18 protein-coding genes are annotated in these 19522 nt (G+C 59.8%); 8 read left to right on the plus strand and 10 right to left on the minus strand.

Annotation, left to right across the window (positions count from 1 at the left end):
* The first annotated feature begins 73 nt into the window (after nucleotides 1-73).
* Nucleotides 74-1336, plus strand: coding sequence for an NAD(P)/FAD-dependent oxidoreductase (locus tag ABF824_RS02990; protein WP_415486350.1), 1263 nt, complete (start codon nucleotides 74-76; stop codon nucleotides 1334-1336).
* A 135-nt stretch (nucleotides 1337-1471) separates the two neighbouring features.
* Nucleotides 1472-3157 carry a Hint domain-containing protein gene (locus ABF824_RS02995; protein ID WP_415486351.1) on the plus strand — a complete coding sequence of 562 codons (1686 nt, stop codon included), beginning with the start codon at nucleotides 1472-1474 and terminating at the stop codon, nucleotides 3155-3157.
* Nucleotides 3158-3203: 46 nt separating this feature from the next.
* Here ABF824_RS02995 and ABF824_RS03000 read toward each other — a convergent pair whose 3' ends face one another.
* Nucleotides 3204-4403 carry an MFS transporter gene (locus ABF824_RS03000; RefSeq protein WP_415486352.1) on the minus strand — a complete coding sequence of 400 codons (1200 nt, stop codon included), beginning with the start codon at nucleotides 4401-4403 and terminating at the stop codon, nucleotides 3204-3206.
* A gap of 94 nt (nucleotides 4404-4497) precedes the next feature.
* Between ABF824_RS03000 and ABF824_RS03005 the strand changes: the two genes are divergently transcribed.
* From ABF824_RS03005 to ung, 5 genes are all read left to right on the plus strand, one after another.
* Complete coding sequence (locus ABF824_RS03005) at nucleotides 4498-5514, plus strand: LysR substrate-binding domain-containing protein (RefSeq protein ID WP_415486353.1); 1017 nt, start codon at nucleotides 4498-4500, stop codon at nucleotides 5512-5514.
* A 175-nt stretch (nucleotides 5515-5689) separates the two neighbouring features.
* Nucleotides 5690-6313: a sorbitol dehydrogenase family protein gene (locus ABF824_RS03010; RefSeq protein ID WP_415486354.1), complete on the plus strand. Its 624-nt coding sequence runs from the start codon at nucleotides 5690-5692 to the stop codon at nucleotides 6311-6313.
* A 24-nt stretch (nucleotides 6314-6337) separates the two neighbouring features.
* Complete coding sequence (locus ABF824_RS03015; RefSeq protein WP_415486356.1) at nucleotides 6338-7975, plus strand: GMC family oxidoreductase; 1638 nt, start codon at nucleotides 6338-6340, stop codon at nucleotides 7973-7975.
* Nucleotides 7968-9377 (plus strand): c-type cytochrome, encoded by a 1410-nt coding sequence (locus tag ABF824_RS03020; RefSeq protein ID WP_415486357.1) that lies wholly within the window; start codon nucleotides 7968-7970, stop codon nucleotides 9375-9377. Before ABF824_RS03015 ends, ABF824_RS03020 begins: the two co-directional genes overlap by 8 nt.
* 179 nt (nucleotides 9378-9556) lie before the next feature.
* Nucleotides 9557-10258 (plus strand): uracil-DNA glycosylase, encoded by a 702-nt coding sequence (ung, locus tag ABF824_RS03025; protein WP_415486358.1) that lies wholly within the window; start codon nucleotides 9557-9559, stop codon nucleotides 10256-10258.
* Between the two features lie 23 nt (nucleotides 10259-10281).
* Here ung and rimI read toward each other — a convergent pair whose 3' ends face one another.
* The 6 genes from rimI to ABF824_RS03055 all read right to left on the minus strand — a co-directional run bounded on the left by rimI (nucleotide 10282) and on the right by ABF824_RS03055 (nucleotide 14904).
* Nucleotides 10282-10761 (minus strand): ribosomal protein S18-alanine N-acetyltransferase, encoded by a 480-nt coding sequence (gene rimI / locus ABF824_RS03030; protein WP_415486359.1) that lies wholly within the window; start codon nucleotides 10759-10761, stop codon nucleotides 10282-10284.
* Nucleotides 10758-11468: a tRNA (adenosine(37)-N6)-threonylcarbamoyltransferase complex dimerization subunit type 1 TsaB gene (gene tsaB, locus ABF824_RS03035; protein WP_415486360.1), complete on the minus strand. Its 711-nt coding sequence runs from the start codon at nucleotides 11466-11468 to the stop codon at nucleotides 10758-10760. Before tsaB ends, rimI begins: the two co-directional genes overlap by 4 nt.
* Nucleotides 11465-12046 carry a malonic semialdehyde reductase gene (locus ABF824_RS03040; protein WP_415486387.1) on the minus strand — a complete coding sequence of 194 codons (582 nt, stop codon included), beginning with the start codon at nucleotides 12044-12046 and terminating at the stop codon, nucleotides 11465-11467. The genes tsaB and ABF824_RS03040 overlap by 4 nt, the downstream gene beginning before the upstream one ends.
* 85 nt (nucleotides 12047-12131) lie before the next feature.
* Complete coding sequence (locus tag ABF824_RS03045; protein ID WP_415486388.1) at nucleotides 12132-12860, minus strand: ABC transporter ATP-binding protein; 729 nt, start codon at nucleotides 12858-12860, stop codon at nucleotides 12132-12134.
* Between the two features lie 2 nt (nucleotides 12861-12862).
* Complete coding sequence (locus tag ABF824_RS03050; RefSeq protein WP_415486361.1) at nucleotides 12863-13873, minus strand: FecCD family ABC transporter permease; 1011 nt, start codon at nucleotides 13871-13873, stop codon at nucleotides 12863-12865.
* Complete coding sequence (locus ABF824_RS03055; protein ID WP_415486362.1) at nucleotides 13870-14904, minus strand: ABC transporter substrate-binding protein; 1035 nt, start codon at nucleotides 14902-14904, stop codon at nucleotides 13870-13872. Before ABF824_RS03055 ends, ABF824_RS03050 begins: the two co-directional genes overlap by 4 nt.
* A 191-nt stretch (nucleotides 14905-15095) precedes the next feature.
* On the opposite strand from ABF824_RS03055, the gene ABF824_RS03060 reads away from it, so the two are divergent.
* Nucleotides 15096-15722, plus strand: a complete 627-nt coding sequence (locus tag ABF824_RS03060) for an RrF2 family transcriptional regulator (protein ID WP_415486363.1) — start codon at nucleotides 15096-15098, stop codon at nucleotides 15720-15722.
* Nucleotides 15723-15734: 12 nt separating this feature from the next.
* Here the strand turns inward: ABF824_RS03060 and thrS are convergent, their stop codons facing one another.
* The 3 genes from thrS to ABF824_RS03075 all read right to left on the minus strand — a co-directional run bounded on the left by thrS (nucleotide 15735) and on the right by ABF824_RS03075 (nucleotide 19521).
* Nucleotides 15735-17663, minus strand: coding sequence for a threonine--tRNA ligase (thrS, locus tag ABF824_RS03065; RefSeq protein ID WP_415486364.1), 1929 nt, complete (start codon nucleotides 17661-17663; stop codon nucleotides 15735-15737).
* 77 nt (nucleotides 17664-17740) lie between these two features.
* On the minus strand, nucleotides 17741-18643 hold the full coding sequence (locus ABF824_RS03070; RefSeq protein WP_415486366.1) for a glycosyltransferase family 9 protein: 903 nt from the start codon (nucleotides 18641-18643) through the stop codon (nucleotides 17741-17743).
* 5 nt (nucleotides 18644-18648) lie between these two features.
* Complete coding sequence (locus ABF824_RS03075; RefSeq protein ID WP_415486368.1) at nucleotides 18649-19521, minus strand: tetratricopeptide repeat protein; 873 nt, start codon at nucleotides 19519-19521, stop codon at nucleotides 18649-18651.
* Between the last annotated feature and the right edge of the window lies 1 nt (nucleotide 19522).

A 19522-nucleotide genomic window follows, 5' to 3' on the forward strand; every position in this document is an offset into this window, starting at 1 on the left:
AGGAAAATCAAGGAAAGCAAAACAGCGGGGCTATTGCGGTCGCAACGCCCCGCGCGGACGGGAGTGTTTATGGATGGCGCGGTCAGCACTGGTTCTCGGCGGCGGCATGGTCGGCGTCAGCACGGCATGGCATCTGCAGCAACGTGGTTTCGATGTGGTGCTTGTCGAACGCAGGGAGCCGGGCAGGGAAACATCCTATGGTAATGCAGGCCTGATCCAGCGCGAAGCCGTCGAGCCATACGCCTTCCCCCATGACCTGCAGAAACTGATGCAGGTCGCCCTCCGGCAGGGCAATGACGTCACATACCGTTTGGCCGATCTGCTCGCGCTGGCGCCCCGACTGGCCGAATACTGGTGGAATTCCAGCCCGCGTCGCTATGCCCGGATCAGCCGTGGGTTCGAAGCCCTCATCCGTTACAGCCTCTCCGAACATGACCGCATGATCGACGCCTCCGGCGCGGGTGATCTGGTCAGACATGGTGGCTGGACACAGATTTTCCGCACGGAAAAAGGTTTTGCGGATGGCGCCGCGAAAGCCCGCCATTTCGCGCGGGAATTTGGCGTCGAAAGCCGCATTCTCGACAGCGCCACCCTCGCCCGCTCGGAACCGGCCCTGCGCCGCGCCATGACGGGTGGTGTTTACTGGCCGACCCCCTACAGCGTGACGGACCCCGGCGCCCTCGTGCAACGCTACGCCGATCTGTTCACCTCAGGCGGCGGCAGGATCGTGCATGGCGATGCCCGCACCTTGTCCAACCTCACGGGGGGCTGGACGGTGCAGACCAAGGATGGCCCTGTTTCCGCCGAACGGGCGGTCGTGGCCCTCGGCCCATGGTCCTCCGACATCACGCAGTCGCTCGGCTATCGTTTCCCGCTGTTTGTGAAACGGGGATATCACCGTCACTTCAAATGGGACGGCAAGCTCAATACGCCGATGATCGACACGGATGCGGGTGTCGCCCTGCTTCCCATGGCGCGCGGCCTGCGCGTGACCACAGGTGCCGAGTTCGCCCTGCGCGATGCGCCTCCTTCATGGAAACAGATTCTGGGCAGCGAACGCCTTGCGCGGGAAATGCTGGATATCGGAGAAGCCGTCGAAGCCACCCCGTGGATGGGAAGCCGTCCCTGCGTGGCCGATATGCTGCCGATCATCGGCGAGGCGCCCGCCCATACCGGCCTCTGGTTCCACTTCGGTCATGCCCATCAGGGCTTCACTCTAGGCCCGGCAACAGCCCGGCTCTGCGCTGAAATGATGGCGGGTGAGACGCCTTATATCGACCCGCTGCCCTATCGCCCGACGCGCTTTCGCTACGGACGCCGCGCTTTCCCCGTCTGAGGGGAAGCGTCAGGCATCTCGGGCCAAGATTCGCCTCGGAGCAGCGACTGCAACGATTTGTAAATAAATCCCACACTGTTTTTGCATAATTGATGTCAATCTACGTTCATAGATTGTTAACCTTTCAGAGGCGTCATGAGTTCAACAACAACGTGGATTGGGGCTGTCTCCAGCGACTGGACTGATCCGGCCAACTGGTCAAACGGGGTGCCTACTTACGACACGACACCCGTCATCAATGCTGGCACCTCCGATGTCGTCATCGACCTGAAAGGGTCGCAAGCCAGCAACGCCCTGACAATCGAGGGAAGCGGTTCCGTCACGTTCACGGACGGAACGCTGGCTCTGAACGGCACGGCCGCGCTTTCCGACGGCAGTCATCTGACCCTGAATGGCGCGACGCTGACAGCGGGTTATGTCAACGGGGGCACCGTCACGCTGGCCGATGGCGCGTCCATGAGAGTGGGGTCGACCACATCGACAATCGATTTTGGCCCGACCTCGCCCACCGTGACCAATACGCTGACAATCACGTATAACGGCACCGTCATTCCCGCGATCACCAATCTCTCACCGGGAGACGTGGTCGCCTTTCCGAACGCATCGTGGAACACAGGCATCCAGTGGGTCCAGAACACGGACGGCACCTACAGCATTTACGATGCCTATTCGACGACAAACAGCAACGACAGGCTGGTCGCAAAGGTGACGCTGGCAGAGGGCGTATCTCCCTCCGACTTTAAATGGGACAACGCGACTTCGTCCATTGTCTGCTTCCTTGCAGGCTCGGCCATTCTCACGCCAGCAGGTGAAAGGCCAGTGGAAGATCTTCAGATCGGAGATATGGTTCTCACACTTGATCCCCGGACAGGCAGCCCAATTGCGGTCGAGGTCACATGGGCCGGTCATCAGCATGTTACCGTCAATCCCATGCTCCCCGATGATGAGGCAGGATATCCGGTCCGCATTCTGGCAAATGCCATCGCCGATGGCGTTCCTTCCAAGGATCTTCTGATCACGCCGGAACATTGCCTGTTTCTGGACGGGCAGTTCGTCCCCGTGCGCATGCTCGTGAATGGGCGAACAATCGCCTATGACCGCTCCATCGCGCACTACGCCTGCTACCATGTCGAAACACGCGCCCATTCCGTGATCTGGGCGAACGGCCTGACGACGGAAAGCTATCTGGATACCGGAAACCGTCGTTTCTTCCGGCAGGAAGGCCCGGTTGTCAGACTGATGACGCATACGCCCGTCCATTCATGGGAAACGGACGCGGCCGCGCCTCTTTGTGTCGCCCGGAATGTGGTTGAACCGCTTTTCCAGCAACTGGAAGAGCGGGCAGAAAAACAGGGCTTCACGCCGCATCAGCGTTCTCTGACCACTGATCCGCAGTTGCGCCTGCAAACCGATACGGGCGAGATACTTGCCCCGACCGACATCATTGATGGATGGGCACGCTTCATCGTGTCGGCGCGCACGAAAACACTTCGGCTGCTGTCTCGTACGAACCGTCCGTCTGACGTGATCGGTCCTTTTGTCGATGACCGCCGCAGTCTCGGCGTGCTTGTCGGTGACATTGTCATGCAGACAGGCAGCATTCGCCGCCATGTGACCGCGCATCTGAACACGCCGACTCTCTCCGGATGGCACGCTGTTGAAAGCAGTCAACAACGCTGGACGTCCGGATATGCTGCGTTGCCAGTGGAACTGAGTGGAGAAGAAAAGGGCGTGACGACCCTTTTCATCAATATTCTCGGTGCCGGACCTTATCCCATGATTGAACAGGATGAGACCCAGCTACCGGCACGCGCGGTCTGATCCACACAGGCCCTGTCCACTAATATAGGGCAGGGCCTCTTTTCGTTTATGCCGTTTTCAGCCAGCGATAACGGGCGTTCAAAGCCAGCACCAGCAGGCCCGCTCCCGAGCACAGGGCCGCCATCAGAAACACCACCTGCATCGCAAAACAGCGGGCAAGCAGCCCTCCGGCAATAGAACCAACCCCCAATGCCGCATCGAAGAACATGTCATAAAGTCCAATGGCCGATCCTATGAACGCGGGCGCCACGGACCGGGCGAGAGGAATGGCAAACAGCGGATAGGTCAGGGAAAAGCCCGCGCCGCTGACGAACGCTCCCACCATCGCCACTTCAGGGACCGGGGCCAGCCATAGCATGAGAAAACCGAGCGTTTCCGCCAGTAGCATCACCGTGCCGGAAAGCTGGAGGGAGTGACGGTCGATGTGATTACCGCCGAAAAACCGCGCCATCACATGCCCCGCACAGAACGCGGCAAGCGCATAGCCCCCGTGCCCCCACTGTTTCTGTTCGAACGTCAGCACGAGAAACGACGAAATGGCGGCAAACCCGACCGAAGACAATGTGAGCAGCACGCCAGCCGGCAGAGCCGTGCGAAACAGCCTGCCCCATGGCGCTGGCGCATGAGCCGCCCCATGCCGCTGCGCCCGTGCGGGCCAGCCAGAGAGAAACATCCCCACCACAGGAAGAACAATGGCGACGACAGCAACGGCGCCGAAGCCGTTATTCTGATCAATGAATGTTCCCATCATGGTGCCAAGCGCCAGTCCCACGAACATGGCGAGGCCCAGCCATGACATACCCGCTCCCACCTTGTCGGAGGGGACTGCTCCAAGAATTCTTGCCGCGCCCCCGGTCACCATCAGACCTTCGCTCAGTCCCATGAGCAGACGACCGAACAGAATGAGGGAAAGTGCTGCCTTCAGCGGCCAGAAAGGCAGCAGGGCGAGCAGGTAACAGAGCGCCGAGAGAGATGCCGCACCCAGCCCAAGCGTCAAGGCCCGACCGCCCCCGATCCGGTCGCTCAGACGTCCGGCATAGAGGCGCGACAGAAGCGTCGCCACGGATTGTGCCCCCATGATCCAGCCAATGGTCGCAGGAGAGAGGGACCAGAATGCCTGCAACGCGAGGGGCAGGGCAGAAAGCGCCAGCCCCATGCCGCCCATGCCGGCGCCTATGGCAAGCACGGGCTGAAGAATGACCTCTCTGAGGCTGAAAGACTGCTGAGTGAGAGACGACTGCGACATGAATTAAGGATAGAATGTCAGTTTCGTAATGCGAAACGACTATAAATCCGGACTGCGCGGATTTTCTGTCCGCTATCGCGCGTGGAGCAGCGCCATGTCCTCTCTGTCCGGCCTGGAGCCGTTTGTTTTCGCCGCCCGGTTCCGGAGCTATGTCAGAGCCGCGCGCCATCTGGGCATATCCGCCTCCGCCGTGGCGAAAAGTGTCTCACGGCTCGAAGCCCGAATGGGCGTTCAGCTCCTTAATCGCACAACCCGCACCATCGGCCTGACCGAAGCAGGCGCCCTGTTCTATGAACGATGCCGTCAGGCGCTGGATGATATTCGCGACGCTGAAGCCATTCTGCATCAGACCCGCACCACGCCCTGCGGCCGCCTGCGGGTCAATGTGCCGCATATTGTTGGCCAGCATCTGCTGATGCCGCTCATCGCCCGTTTCGTGTCCCGTTATCCTGAAATCGAACTCGACATTGCGCTGGATGATCGGATCGTCGATCTGATCGAGGAGGATATCGACATCGTCATCCGGAGCGGCAATCTGCCAGACTCTCGTCTGATCGCCCGACGGATCGGTGACCTTCCCTTCATCACCTGCGCCAGTCCGGCCTATCTGGAAACCCATGGTCATCCAGTGGTGCCCGCCGATATCCAGAACCACCGCTGCCTGCGCTACCGCTACCCCAACTCGGGCCTTCTGGCCCCGTGGGTTTATGCCGCGCCACATGAACAGCCCCGTCTGCCGGAGACAATGATCTTCAACAACAGCGATGCAGCGGCCCGCGCCACCATCGACGGTCTGGGTCTGGCGCATCTGCCTGTCTGCGTGGCGCGAGACGCCATCGCCACCGGAAGACTGCAACCGGTGCTGGCTGATTACTGTCTGCCCATTGGCTCCCTCTGGATCGTCTGGGCGACCTCCCGTCGCCTTTCTCCCAAAGTGCGAGCTTTTGCCGATTTTCTCATGGAAGAATTTTCCAACATGCCTGAAGAATTCACATCTTTTCGTGAGGGATATGGCAAGCGGCTGGATGAGCCAGCCACGCAAGGGACCAAGAGGCCACAGACAACCCTGCCTTGCAGCACCAGCAACCCTCCTCTGCACACGAAAATGTGAGCATCATTACGCATCCGCCGTCGTATGCGAAAAAGCGTGGTTACATGCCATCACAACAGAGCAACATCCCGAAAACCGCCGGTTGAAGTTGCCCCACGGGTCTTTAGGGTCTGCCCTATTTCCGTACGGTTCGTCCGTCATTCAGGGCTGAACCCTGAGAGGAGCACACTGAATCATGACCATGGACCGGACCGGTCAGTTTTTTTTCGGCAGATGCGCATCCCCCAACGCCATCCGACTTCGTTCCGTCCTGCGTCTTTCGCGCCGGGACACGCTGATGGGGGTCGCCGCCGGGCTGGCGCTCACCGGCTCCGCATGGGCTGACACGCCTGCAACAAAAGGCTCGGGGAGCCTGTCCCCGTCGGTCGACCAGTTCATGGCGCTTTCCGCGAAACTGACAGAACGCTCTTCCCTTGATCCCCTGATCGGTGCGGCGCTTCTGGACCAGTTGGTGCAAACCGACGCGAACCGGCCGCCGCAGATGACCGCACTGCATGAGCTGATGGTGCGTGAGCAGCCAAAAACCGCGGAGGATTTTGCGCGGGCAGCCGAAAAGGCCGATCCGGCCTTCAAGGATCTGATCCACGATATTCTTGCTGGCTGGTATCGCGGCGTGGCGAATGGTCGTGTCGTCGTTTACCGCTCGGCGCTGATGTTCGACATCACCAAGGATGCGGTCTACCCCAAGACCTATGCCGCGGGCGGTCCTTTCTACTGGACCACGCAGCCACCCGATGTTCCTCGCCCCACGGGTCATCCGGCGCTTTCGCCGTCCAAGCTCGTCATCGAACCGACCTGAACAGTTTCCGGGATTTTTCCTCTTATGTCGTCTGAACAGACTCTCTCCGCCGATGTCGTCATCGTCGGGTCCGGTGTCGCTGGCAGTTCGATTGCCAATGAACTGGCCCGCGCCGGTATCTCCGTCATCGTGCTCGAAGCCGGTCCCCGCGTGGATCGCCAGCACTTTGTCGAGAACTTCCGCAATCTGGAAAACAAGCCCTCCTATCAGGGGCCGTTTCCCGCCGTGCCGTGGGCGCGGCATCCCCCCGACCAGCAGACCCCCAACGAATATCTGCATACATCCGGCCCGAATGCCGAGGCCTATCAGCAGGTCTATCTGCGCATGATGGGCGGCACCACATGGCACTGGGCGGGCTGCGCATGGCGCTATCTGCCGTCCGACTTCGAGCTGAAAACCCGTTTCGGACAGGGCCGTGACTGGGCGCTGAAATACGATGATCTTGAGCCGTTCTACTATCAGGCCGAAGTGATGATGGGCGTCTGCGGTCCGGACCCGGCGAAGGAAGACCTCGGCTCTCCCCGCAAGCAGCCCTATCCAATGGATGCGCTGCCCATTTCCTATGCCGCGCAGCAGTTCCGCAAGCTGATCGCCGAAAAGACGCCCTGGCGCGTCGTGCATGAACCACAGGCCCGGAACACCCGTCCCTATGACGGTCGTCCGACCTGCGAAGGGCATAACAACTGCATGCCCATCTGCCCCATCGGGGCGATGTATAACGGTAGCTATTCCGTTTATCATGCCGAAGCTGCGGGAGCGAAGTTCGTCCCGAACGCGGTGGTCTACCGCATCGAACGCGATGCCGCGAACAAGCGTGTCACGGCCGTGCATTATTACGACCCCGACAAGGGTTCGCACCGTGTCACCGGCAAGTATTTCGTCATTGCCGCGCACTGTATCGAGACCGCGAAGCTGCTTCTGGTCTCCGCCGACGAGCAGTCACCAACCGGTGTCGCTAACAGCTCGGATCATGTGGGACGCAACATGATGGACCACACCGGCGTGCAGGTGACGTTCATCAGCGGTGACAAGGCGCTGTGGCCCGGTCGCGGTCCGCTCGAAACCAATGTGATCGACAATTTCCGCGACGGCGCATGGCGCAACGAGCGCGGCGCCTATCTCGTGCATATGGTGGACGACAATCAGGTCGATTTCGCCACGCAGATGGCCATCGCCAAAGGCTATGTCGGGCGCGAACTGGAAGAGCAGATCCGCTACCTCTCCGCCCACACGGTCCGCCTGTTCAGCCATAACGAGGCGCTGCCCGATCCGGACAACCGGCTGACCCTGAGCAAGACGAAAAAGGACGTGCTCGGCATCCCGCATCCGGACGTCTATTACAAACTGCCGGAATATACGGTGCGAAGCTGCGAGCACACCCGCAAGGTGTTCCGCGAACTGATCGGCCTGATGCACGGCACCGACGAGCAGTGGACGCCGGGCTACTTCCCGCAGGACCATCCCTCGGGCAGCACCATCATGGGTGTCGATCCGAAGGATTCCGTTGTGGACGGTCACTGCCGTACGCATGACCACGACAATCTGTTCATTGCCAGCTCTTCCGTTTTCTCAACGGTGGGAACCGGCAACATCACCCTGACGGTCGCGGCCCTCGCGCTGCGCGTTGCCGACACGCTGAAAAAAGAACTGTCCCATGCCTGATTTCGGAAAGCTTCTCCCGGCCATCCTGCTGGCGGGCACAGTGGGAAGCGGCGTGACACTCTCGCAGTTCGTCCTGCCGCCGACCGCGCTGGCCCAGACCGTGGCTCCCGCCACCTCCGCGCCTGCGACGGCACTTCCGCCCCCTCCGAAAGCTACCGGAGATAAGCCAGCTTCGGCCAGCGAATCCGAAGAAGCCGTGTTGAACCGTGGCAGCTATATTGCCCGGGCGGCGGACTGCGTTGCCTGTCATACGGCTGTGGGCGGCAAACCATTTGCAGGCGGCCTGAAGATCGCCACGCCGATGGGCAATGTGGTGTCGACCAACATCACGCCCGATCCTGAACATGGCATTGGCAAATACTCGGAAGCGGAGTTTGAACAGGCCGTGCGTCATGGCGTGCGTCGTGACGGCTCCAACCTGTTTCCTGTCATGCCTTACGTCTCCTACGCAGGGATGACGGATCAGGACGTGCATGCGCTCTATGTCTGGTTCATGCACAAGGTGGAAGCTGTGCCTTTCGCACCCCCCGAAAGCGAGACAACGCTGCCCTCCAGCATGCGCACCGCCATGACGGCATGGAACTTCGTGACAACGATGGAAAAGCCGGAAACAGGCGATTCCTCGGCGTATGATCCGATCCGTCGTGGTCGTTACCTCACCAATGCTCTTGCGCATTGCGGGACCTGTCATACACCGCGCAACTTCATGCTGAGCGAGAAACAGGACCACTATCTGGCTGGCGCCAGTCTGGACGGCTGGTATGCGCCCAACATCACGTCCAGCAAGACCAGTGGAATTGGCGCATGGAGCGAGGACGACATCGTCACCTATCTCCATACCGGACGTCTTGCCGGTCACGCACAGGCCGCAGGCCCCATGGGTGAAGCCGTCGAGCACAGCCTGAATTACCTGTCAGAGAAGGATCTTCGTGCGATTGCCGCCTATCTGAGACAGGTCGCTCCCATGGAGGACGATCTCGACAACAAGCCGCGTGATGGTTTTGGAAAAGCGGTGAACGTGCCGGACATCCGTCACAAGGCACCGACACGGATCGACGATCTTTCCGAACTCGACGGGCAGGGTATCTACGATGCCAACTGCGCCGCCTGTCACGGTCGGAATGGTGCTGGCACGGTGAATCGTTATGCGCCGTCGCTGTTCAACAACAGCACGGTGGGAAGCGCGCGTCCTGACAACCTGATCATGACAATCCTACATGGTGTCACAAGAAAAACGAAAGACGATCACGCTTTCATGCCGGACTTTGGCGCAACATCCGATGTTCAGCGTCTCAGCGACACGGAAATCGCCAATCTGGTGAATTACCTGATGGAGACATTCGGTAGCGGCGACCGTCACGTGGCGCCCAACCAGATAGCAGACTTCCGAAAAGACCAGTGACAGGAAACATCTTACCTGTTTCATGATGACCGGAACCCGCTCTTTCCCAGAGCGGGTTTCTGTTTTTCAGGAGGACAATCCTCCTCCTGCGCACAATAAATGATCCGGAGAATATTGCCTTCCACGCCTCAAGGGATCAAAGACGGAAGGGCGCTTACCCCACCAAGGAGAAGGTTTTCATGACGCAGACTGGTGTAAAGCTGGACGAAAGCTGGCGCGTGGCGTTGCAGAAAGAATTCGACTCTCCTTACATGCACGACCTGAAAGCCTTTCTTCTGCGGGAAAAGCAGCAGGGAAAAATGATCTTTCCACGCGGTCCGGAATGGTTCCGCGCGCTCAATCTTACCCCCCTTGGCTCAGTGCGCGTCGTCATCCTTGGACAGGATCCCTATCATGGCCCCGGACAGGCGCACGGTCTGTGTTTCAGCGTGCGTAAAGGCGTACGGATTCCACCTTCACTGGTCAATATCTACAAGGAACTGCAAAGCGATCTCGGCATTCCGCCTGCCCATCACGGCAATCTGACACACTGGGCCAAACAGGGCGTCCTGCTGCTCAACAGCGTGCTGACCGTGGTGCAGGGCAACGCGGCCTCCCATCAGAAACGCGGTTGGGAACGGTTCACGGATGCCGTCATTGCCTGCGTGAATGAGCAGAAAACTCCTGTCGTGTTCATGCTCTGGGGCAGCTATGCCCAGAAGAAGGCTGCATTCGTCGATACATCCCGGCATCTGGTTCTAAAGGCGCCTCACCCCTCGCCGCTGTCCGCTCACAACGGTTTCTTTGGTGGTCATTACTTTTCAAAAGCCAACCAGTTTCTTGAAGAACATGGGTTGAAGCCGATCGACTGGCGCCTTCCGGAAGAACCAGACGAAGAATGATGGAAATATCCTGATCTGTTCGATCATTTCCCAGAAGATGAGGATATCTCTCTTACCATGACTTCGGCATCCGAGCCGTCTTCGTAGTAGCGTTTTCGCGTTCCGGCGCAGGTAAAGCCGCAGGCAGTGTAAAGTGCCCGCGCGGGACAGTTATTGACGGAAACTTCCAGAAAGAGGCGTTCTGTTTCTCTCTCTGCAAGAAGAGTCATCAACTTCTCCATCAGGGCGCGCGCCACCCCACGCCGCTGACAGGATGGAGAGACAGCCAGCGTGAGAATTTCGGCTTCATCGGCCACGGAACGGGCCAGCACAAAGCCAACGGGCGTCCCGTCTATCGAACCGAGCAATGCGGTCACACCGGGTGTGGCAAAAAGCTCGGAAAAAGCCTTCTCCTGCCAGCGGGCTGACGGTGCGAACGCTGCACCCTGCAGTGCCGCCAGAACAGCCGAAAAAGCTGATCCGACTTCTTCAATGACAGGATAAAGGCTTTTTCCTTCGGTCATTCAGGACGGGACCGCAGACCACCGGCTGGAAGTTTCGCTTCCGGCGGATCGACATACAGCGGAACCGCCGCACGTGGAGCGAGGTTTCCCAGATGACGACGCAAACCTGTCAAAGCGATATCCTGCACAGGAGCTTCACCTGTTACAGGTGCGATGCACATTCTTTCCCGCCCCTGCATAGCCTGTTCGGCAGCATCTCCCGCCACCACCCACGTCCCTAAAGGCGACTGCCATTCTTCGCTTTTCACGGCGACAACAGCACTGAGTTCTTCACCTGACGAGGCAGAGCTTTCCACAAACCACCGTCCCCGTCTGGCGACATTTACACTCAGCCAGCCCGATAGCCCCTGTTCCTTCACCACTGGCTCCAATAGTGGCGCCAGAGCTTCGCCCCGCGTTACCCCGACGACGGGACACTCCGCGCCAAACGCCAGTCCGGCAGCGAGCGAGCAGGCCGTCCGTAAGCCGGTAAAAGAGCCCGGTCCCACAACCACCACGACAAGTTCCGGCGCCAGCCATTCCACCTCGGACAGACATTCTTCCAGCAACCCGGCCATGGAGCCGATACCGTCATGTCCCGGCATCTCACGCGAAGCCAGAACGTCGCCGGTCCGTCCATCATGCATGACCGCCGCGACCCGCGCCTGAACTTCCGCGGGCGCAGCATCGAGCACCATGATGCGAAGAGGACGATCCAAACCGGTCACAGGATGCGACACGCTTCATCGAAGAGGAGACGCGTCGCACGGGGCGTCTCCACGGGCTCTGCGTAACCAAGGCATACCAGAAAGTTCGCTCGCCAAGCCTCACCCGCGAGAAACGTATCTTCAACAAGAGAAGCGTCGAAGCCCGACATCGGCAACGCGTCCAGTCCCAGAGCACGGGCCGCCATGATGAGATATGCCCCCTCCAGCGTACCGTTGCGGAACGCCGTTTCTTCCGCCAACCCGACATCTGCAGCAAACCAGGAGCGCATATCGGGCGTATCGTTCAGGCGGGCGAAATATTCGAAGAACAAAGGGTCATGCCCGACAATGGCCACCACGGGCGCTGTCATGGCCTTCTCGACATTTCCGGCGGAGAGCGCCCCGCGCAACCGTTCTTTTGCGTCCTGCGTGGTCAGAAACATGAAACGGGCAGGCGAGCAGTTGCCAGATGTCGGACCAAGCTTCACCAGCTCGTACAGCGTCTTCAGCGTCTGATCGTCAACCGGACGATCCGTCCATTTCTCCGGCGTCCGCGCCTTGCGAAACAGACAGTCCAGCGCATTTCCATCCAGCGACATAACAGCTTCCCTCACCGCATTGCGGTTCTCACCACTTATCGCTGGTGAATACCCGTCTGGCACCCAGCTTTCCAGTGTCGACAGATCAGCGCGCAGAAGACAGTCCATAAAGCGCGTCGATCCGCTCATCCGTCAGCATGGCAGCAACTGGCCCAGCCCCAACAAGGCGGCCTTTCTGCAACAGCAGTGCATCATCGAAAATATCCCGTGCCCGCAACGGATCATGGGTGGTGCAGAGAATGGTATAGCCCTGCGTGGCGAGAAGCCGGAGTTGCGCCCAGAGCCGTTGCTGCTGACCAAAGTCGAGTGCCGAAGCCGGTTCATCCATCACCAGCATCCTCCCACCTTGCGCCAAGGCCCGGGCAATGAGCACGGCCTGCTGCTCACCGCCAGAAAGCTGAGTATAGGCCCGTTCGGCCAGATGCAGAATGTTGAGGCGCTCAAGGGCTCCGGACACTGCCTGTTCATCGGATTGCGAGGACAGCAGGCCGAAGCGGGAATAAGGCAGGCGGCCCATCGTCACCATATCCCGCACCGAATAGGCGAAGGCCACCGCATGGGTCTGGGGGACATAAGCGACCCTGCGCGCCACTTCCCGCCGGGACAGCGCGGAAAGAGCCTCACCATTCAGCAGGACCTGCCCCTCGAACCGTTCCAGTCCAAGAAGAACCCGCAGTAACGTCGTCTTTCCCGCGCCGTTCGGACCCAGAAGGGCCGTCATACTGCCGGAGGACAGCCTGAAGGACACATCGTCCAGCACCACACGCCCTTCCCGATGGCAGGTGATGTGTTCGGCTGAGAGAACAGCTGCCATTGTCACCGCCAGCTTCCTCTCAGGCTGGCGCGCACACGCGGCAACAGGAGGAGGAACAGAACGACCCCCGTCAGTTCGGTCAGAATGCCGATAGGGATTTCGGAAGCGGACAGGCTGCGCGCCAGATCGTCCGACACAAGCAGGAAGATCGCCCCGATCAAAGCGCTCATCGGCAGGACGAACCTGTTGCTCGGCCCGACGATCAGTCGCGCGATATGCGGCACCACAAGGCCAACCCAGCCGATGATTCCCGTCATGGCGACCGTCAGAGCGGACAACATGGTCGCCAATATCACCACCACAGTGCGCACCAGCAGCACTGGCACGCCAAGACTGGAGGCTTCGTCATCGCCCATTGTCAGGGCGTCCAGCAATCGTCCAAGGAGACAGAGCAGCACGATGCCGAGTAGAATAGGCGGTGAAACGAACGACAGCGTATCGGGTGTAACCCGCGACAGCGTGCCCAGAAGCCAGAAAACGATATCAGGCAACTGGCTGTCAGGATCAGCAAGAAACTTGAGAATGGATAGAAGGGACGTGAACAGGGCATTGCTGACAAGACCACCAAAAATCAGCATCAGCACCGAACGGTCGCCGGAGATGCGGGCCACGCTCACACCCGTCACCACCGCCACAATGGCTCCGACAAAAGCACAGACACCCGTTCCCCATTCGGAAAATTGTATGACGATGGCAAGAGAAGCTCCGAAACCGGCACCACTCAGCGCACCGAGAATGTCCGGCGCAACAAGCGGGTTTCGGAAAACTGCCTGATAGGCGGAGCCGGAAACGGAAAGGGCGGCTCCCGCCAGCATTGCTGCCCCCAGCCGGGGCAGACGCAATTGCAGGAGAACCGTTCGCGCCATGTCATCTGAAGAGGATGAAGCAGAAAATGACAGAAGAAATCTCAGACAGTCATGAAGCGAAACAGGATACCGCCCGAAGCACAAGGACATCAGGGCGGCACCGAGCAGCACGACAGATGCCCCAGCCAGACAAAGGACAGCCTTCATACAGGCGGCAGGGCCGCGAGAATGCGTCGGGCTTCCTCGTCCGTCAGGTCATATGAGAAAAACCGACGATAGAACATCTTTGTTTCAGACAGCATATCGACATCCTGAAACAGCTCCGGGTGCAGAATCTTTGCCGCCCATCGTAGTTGGAGAGCCAGCTCCGTTCCATAGCGATCCCACGGGAACACGCCAGCGGGATTACGAAAAACCTTTCCTGATTTTACAGCTTTCAGAGACTGCCATACAGGCCCCAATGCCGCATCATCAGGCTTGCCCGCAGCGCCGCCAAGAATGATGACATCCGGATTCCAGCCGGCGATCTGTTCAAGGGAAATAGCCTGTTTCGATCCCTTGATCGCAACTGCGACATTGCGCCCCCCGGCAAGATGAAGCCACTCGTCAATGATCGTGCCACCACCATCGATTTTCAGGGGTGACAATGAAAGGATATGCAGCACACGCGGACGGGCATTCTCCGAAAGGCTCGAAAGCCGTGAGGACAGGAAGCTTTCCGTCTGTTGCAGATAGTCCCGATAATCTGACGCGATATCGTGGGCATGTTTGGTGCCCAGCACCTCTGCTGTCAGATCGAGACACGCCAGAAGGCCTTGCGTATCATGGAAATTGACGCCAACGGCTGGAATGTTGGCGCGTCGATAGACATCCAGTCCGGAAAGCTGCGGTGTGGCGAAAACCAGATCGATGTGGCTGGCAAGCAACGCTTCCGGTGTTGGCGTCGTGCCCTGAAGCTGCTCCGCATCATGCAGTATCGGGGCGATCCGGTACATCCACGGCGCCATGCTTTCACGATCCACCGTCATGGCGATCGACGGCGCGCCGCCCAGCATGACGACCAGTTCGTTATGGGCGAACCAGAGATCGGCGATACGCGCTGGCGGAACAGGCACCTCGGTTTTGACGCCCATCATGTCCGTGATGGTTTTAGTCCCGGCCGCATGGGCCGATGTCATGCCTGCCCCGGCGGTCAGGCAGGCAAGAACCAATGCTCTTTTCAAAAACTGTTTCTTCATCTGTCCGGTTTTCCCGCCATATTCACGCTGCACGCTGAATGGTTTTCCGAAAATATAGAGTAGCAGGATAACGCGACAGGTTCGATATCTCTTGCGTGCCTATCCGATCACCTTGTCAGACGCGGTGCAGCTCCGCGCTGCATGCAGAGAAACCGCTGTTTTCAGATGACGTTCGGATGAAACCGATAACCATGAAACGAAAACGTTGTGATTTCGTTATTGTCGGACCGAATAAAAAAGGAGACGGGCGATGGAAACTTGGACGTTGGCACTGCGCTGGTCCGCCATGGGAAACTGCTGATCTCATGCGGCTGACCCTCCACACGGATTACGCTTTACGGACGCTTATCTTTCTGGCCTGCACGAGAGAACGTCTTGCTTCCATCCACGAAATCGCAACGACATACGCCATCTCCGAGAACCATCTGGTCAAGATCGTTCACAAACTCGGACAGGGCGGTTTCATAGAGACCTGCCGGGGAAGAAAAGGGGGGATCCGCTTGGCCCATGCCCCCGAAACCATTCAGATCGGGGACGTCATCCGCTTCACGGAAGGTGACGAGGGCATCATCGCCTGTATGAAAAAAGATGCGGGAAACGATCCAAAAGCAGTCTGTCGCCTGATGCCGGACTGTCAGCTACGCATGGTTTTCATGAAGGCGACGAAAGCGTTTTTTCAGGTTTTTGACGGTATATCCTTGGCGGATATCGTCATGGACAGGGAACAGACGGCCCGCGTCCTAGGCGTTCACAAAGAGAAAGACGGAACACGACCCGGGCAGAGCAGTCCGCACTCTGCCCCGATCAATGTTCAGTAAAGGCGCAACGCTTCAGCCCCGACGAATGTCCGGAGCCTTCGCCTCTTCGGACAGCCGCGTGACCGCTTCGTCCAGCGTCAGCATTTCCTGATCCGCGCCGCCGAGACGACGCATTGCCACAGTCCCGGCCTCTGCTTCCTTGCGGCCCACCACCAGAATGACCGGCACGCGGGCAAGGCTGTGCTCGCGGATCTTGGCGTTGATCTTGTCCGCACGGGTGTCGGCCTCGACTGTGAGACCGGCCTTGCGCAGGCGAGTGACCACCTCTTCGGCGTAAGGTGCAGCGTCACTGACAATACTGGTCACGACAACCTGCATCGGCGCCAGCCACAGCGGGAACTTGCCCGCGTGCTGCTCGATCAGAATACCGATAAAGCGCTCGAATGAGCCAAGGATGGCACGGTGCAGCATGACGGGACGGTGACGGGCACTGTCCTCGCCAATGTAACTGGCATCCAGACGTTCCGGCAGCACGAGATCGACCTGAAGCGTGCCGCACTGCCAGTCACGACCGATGGCGTCACGTAGCACGAACTCCAGCTTCGGACCGTAGAACGCGCCTTCGCCGTGGTTGTATTCATACTCCACACCGGCGATCTCGCAGGCCTGCTTGAGCGCGGTTTCGGCCTTGTCCCAGACTTCATCCGACCCAGAACGCTGCTCGGGACGGTCCGAGAACTTGATCCGGAAATGCTCGAAGCCGAGATCCTTGTAGACCTCCGTCAGCATCGCCACGAAACGCACGGTCTCGTCCGCAATCTGATCTTCCGTGCAGAAGATGTGGGCGTCGTCCTGCGTGAAGCCGCGCACACGCATGATGCCGTGCAGCGAACCGGACGGCTCATAACGGTGACATGCGCCAAACTCGGCCATGCGCAGCGGCAGTTCACGATACGACCGCAGGCCGTGACGGAAGATCTGCACATGGCACGGGCAGTTCATCGGCTTGAGGGCGAGGGTCTTGTCCTCGTCCTCAACAGTGGCGATGAACATGTGGTGGCGATATTTGTCCCAGTGACCGGATGCTTCCCACAGGGCGCGATCGACGAGCTGCGGCGTCCGCACCTCCTCGTATCCGGCACGGGTCTGGGCGCGGCGCATGTAGTCCTGCAACGCCGTGTAGAGACGCCAGCCTTTGGCGTGCCAGAACACCTGACCGACAGCTTCTTCCTGAATGTGGAAGAGATCCATCTCCTTGCCGATGCGGCGATGGTCGCGGCGTTCCGCTTCCTCAAGCTGGTGCAGATGGGCTTCCAGCTCTTTCTTGTCACGCCATGCGGTGCCGTAAATACGGGTCAGCATCGGGTTGCGATGATCGCCGCGCCAGTAGGCGCCCGCCACCTTCATCAGCTTGAAGGCGTTGCCGACGTCGCCGGTGGTGCGCAGATGCGGGCCACGACAGAGGTCGAGCCACTCGCCCTGACGGTAGATCGAGATTTCCTCGTCGCCCGGCAGGTCGCGGATCAGTTCGGCCTTGAAGCGCTCACCCCGATCCTCGAAGAACTTGATCGCCTCATCGCGCGGCCATGTCTCCCGGGTGAAGGGCGCGTTGGCCTTGATGATCTCATGCATCCGCTGCTCGATGGCGGAGAAATCTTCCGGCTTGAACGGCTCGTTGCGGTAGAAATCGTAATAGAAGCCGTTTTCGATCGACGGGCCGATGGTGACCTGCGTGCCGGGAAACAGCGACTGTACCGCCTCCGCCAGCACATGGGCGGCGTCATGGCGGATCATCTCCAGCGCTTCCGTGTCCTTGCGGGTGACGAAGCGGATGGAAGCGTCCTGTTCGACAGCGCGATCCATGTCGCGGAGCTGTCCGTCCACTTCGATGGCGAGCGCCGCCTTGGCGAGGCCGGGACCGATGGACGCGGCGATCTCCGTGCCCGTCACCGGACCGTCAAACTGGCGAACGGAACCGTCTGGCAGGGTGATGGCAGGCATGGATATGTGCTCCAGGCATTGAATGAGGCGGACGACCGGGATGGGCGTCCTGTTGTGACAGGCCGACTTTAATGACGTCAGCCGAGGGCAGAAACAACCCTGTCCACGGAAAGAGTTGCAATATCGTTGACCCGCAGCACACTCACCTGCCCCGGTTGCCGCCCCAGCGGGGCCGTCAGGGCAGGATCGCTTTCCGAAGAAAACAGCACGATGCACCGGCATCCAACGGCAGCGGCCAGATGCATGGGCCCCGTATCATTGCCCACAGCCAGCGTGGCGCGGGCACAAAGACCACCGAGATCCAGCAAAGACGTTTTGCCCGTGAGATCTAGCGCCTCAGGACAGTGAACACAGATGGTCGCGGCCAGTGGCGCATCAGTTGCCACCCCAATGATAACGGGGCGCATACCCTGCCGCACGAGTATATTCGCCAGCGCACCATACCGCTCCGCGGGCCACCTCTTGGCCGGCCGATGCGGTGCCGCACCACAGGCCACCAGGGCATAAGGGCCTTTCACCACAGGACCACCATCTGTCAGCCAGCCAAGATCCGGCTCCGGCGCTTCCATGATACCGGCCATACGCAACTGATCCCGCTGGCGGCTGCGGGTGTGCATCTCGTCCCGCCACGGATTGGCATGAAGAAGCGATGCCCCTCGCCCGATCCCCGACCACGCCGCCTGTCCGGCAAACCGCCGATACCGGCTTGAACGACCGGACGTCTGAAGATCATAGACCCGGTCATAGCCGACAAGCTGCTGGCGCAGGCGCTTCATGCCCGCGAGATCGGTGAATTTTGGCCGGGTATCGATCTCGATATGATCGAACCACGGGCTGGCCGCCGCAAGATCATGGAAGGGCGCTGTCGTCAGCAGCGTGATGGAGGCATCCGGATGATGGGCGCGAATGGCGGAGAAGGCAGGGAAACTCTGCACAAAATCTCCCAGCGCGCCGAGACGAATGACGAGGATGCGGGTCATGCCTGTCAGTGGGAACTGGCGGTGGAGAGTGGTAGTTGCTGCACCGTGGTTGTGCTGGGGGGCAGGGCGTCCGGATCGGAAGCGAGGACATCGAGATCCTGGCGCGCCAGATCGGCCTCATGTGAGTCCGGCGCAAGGGCGATCACCTGCTCCCAGTCGGCTCGCGCGCCTTCGACGTTATTCAGACGATGGCGGATGATACCGCGTTCCAGATGCGCCGCAGCGTCATCCGGGCTTTTCTCCAGCGTGATGTCGATGTCGCGGCTCGCGGCATTGAAATCCCCTGTCTGCATTTCGGCTCTGGCTTTCAGGCGATGCGTCTCGGCCGCCATCACAGGATTGGCCGCAAGTTTCGAAAGATCCTGCAATGCCTCCGCTGGACGATTCAGCTGTAATAGGGAACGGTCACGGAGAAGGTGCAGATCCACGGACGCCGGCGCCAGTTCCAGCCCGTAAGCAGATGACGCCAGAGCGCGGTCGAACGCCCCGGCGGCTGACCAAGCCCGTGCGGCATCAGCTGCGGTTGCGGCCCGTTCCTCCGGTGAATCATCATCGGTTTCCGGGTGGCGGCTCGCGGCCTTGTGCGCCAGTTCATCGAGCTGTGCCGCTCCACCAACCGCGTTACCCCCAAAAGCCTCGGCAACGGCGCGGCAATGGCGGACAGCCCGCTCACTCCCGACGACATCATGGCTGGAGACATAATCATCCACATCCGTGGGATCGTCATCCAGAACAGCCAGACAGTCAGGCAGCACAAAAGGCGGCAGCTTGGCGACTGTCGCAGCGTGCGCCTGATGGTCACCCGTCAACCACGAAACCGCGAGAAAAAAGCCGATGGCGGACAGGAAAAGGAACTGTGGGAAAACCCGGACAATCATA

This window comes from Acetobacter sp., from assembly GCF_047721705.1.
Taxonomy (GTDB): Bacteria; Pseudomonadota; Alphaproteobacteria; order Acetobacterales; family Acetobacteraceae; genus Acetobacter.

Bases quoted from the DNA above. Each gene is read 5' to 3' on its own strand.
- ABF824_RS03010 (WP_415486354.1), top strand. From the start codon at position 5,690: ATGACCATGGACCGGACCGGTCAGTTTTTTTTCGGCAGATGCGCATCC.
- ABF824_RS03015 (WP_415486356.1), top strand. From the start codon at position 6,338: ATGTCGTCTGAACAGACTCTCTCCGCCGATGTCGTCATCGTCGGGTCC.
- ung (WP_415486358.1), top strand. From the start codon at position 9,557: ATGACGCAGACTGGTGTAAAGCTGGACGAAAGCTGGCGCGTGGCGTTG.
- ABF824_RS03075 (WP_415486368.1), bottom strand. From the start codon at position 19,521: ATGATTGTCCGGGTTTTCCCACAGTTCCTTTTCCTGTCCGCCATCGGC.
- ABF824_RS03045 (WP_415486388.1), bottom strand. From the start codon at position 12,860: ATGGCAGCTGTTCTCTCAGCCGAACACATCACCTGCCATCGGGAAGGG.
- ABF824_RS03005 (WP_415486353.1), top strand. From the start codon at position 4,498: ATGTCCTCTCTGTCCGGCCTGGAGCCGTTTGTTTTCGCCGCCCGGTTC.
- thrS (WP_415486364.1), bottom strand. From the start codon at position 17,663: ATGCCTGCCATCACCCTGCCAGACGGTTCCGTTCGCCAGTTTGACGGT.
- ABF824_RS03050 (WP_415486361.1), bottom strand. From the start codon at position 13,873: ATGAAGGCTGTCCTTTGTCTGGCTGGGGCATCTGTCGTGCTGCTCGGT.
- ABF824_RS03070 (WP_415486366.1), bottom strand. From the start codon at position 18,643: ATGACCCGCATCCTCGTCATTCGTCTCGGCGCGCTGGGAGATTTTGTG.
- rimI (WP_415486359.1), bottom strand. From the start codon at position 10,761: ATGACCGAAGGAAAAAGCCTTTATCCTGTCATTGAAGAAGTCGGATCA.
- ABF824_RS03055 (WP_415486362.1), bottom strand. From the start codon at position 14,904: ATGAAGAAACAGTTTTTGAAAAGAGCATTGGTTCTTGCCTGCCTGACC.
- ABF824_RS02990 (WP_415486350.1), top strand. From the start codon at position 74: ATGGCGCGGTCAGCACTGGTTCTCGGCGGCGGCATGGTCGGCGTCAGC.
- ABF824_RS03060 (WP_415486363.1), top strand. From the start codon at position 15,096: ATGAAACGAAAACGTTGTGATTTCGTTATTGTCGGACCGAATAAAAAA.
- ABF824_RS02995 (WP_415486351.1), top strand. From the start codon at position 1,472: ATGAGTTCAACAACAACGTGGATTGGGGCTGTCTCCAGCGACTGGACT.
- ABF824_RS03040 (WP_415486387.1), bottom strand. From the start codon at position 12,046: ATGTCGCTGGATGGAAATGCGCTGGACTGTCTGTTTCGCAAGGCGCGG.
- ABF824_RS03020 (WP_415486357.1), top strand. From the start codon at position 7,968: ATGCCTGATTTCGGAAAGCTTCTCCCGGCCATCCTGCTGGCGGGCACA.
- ABF824_RS03000 (WP_415486352.1), bottom strand. From the start codon at position 4,403: ATGTCGCAGTCGTCTCTCACTCAGCAGTCTTTCAGCCTCAGAGAGGTC.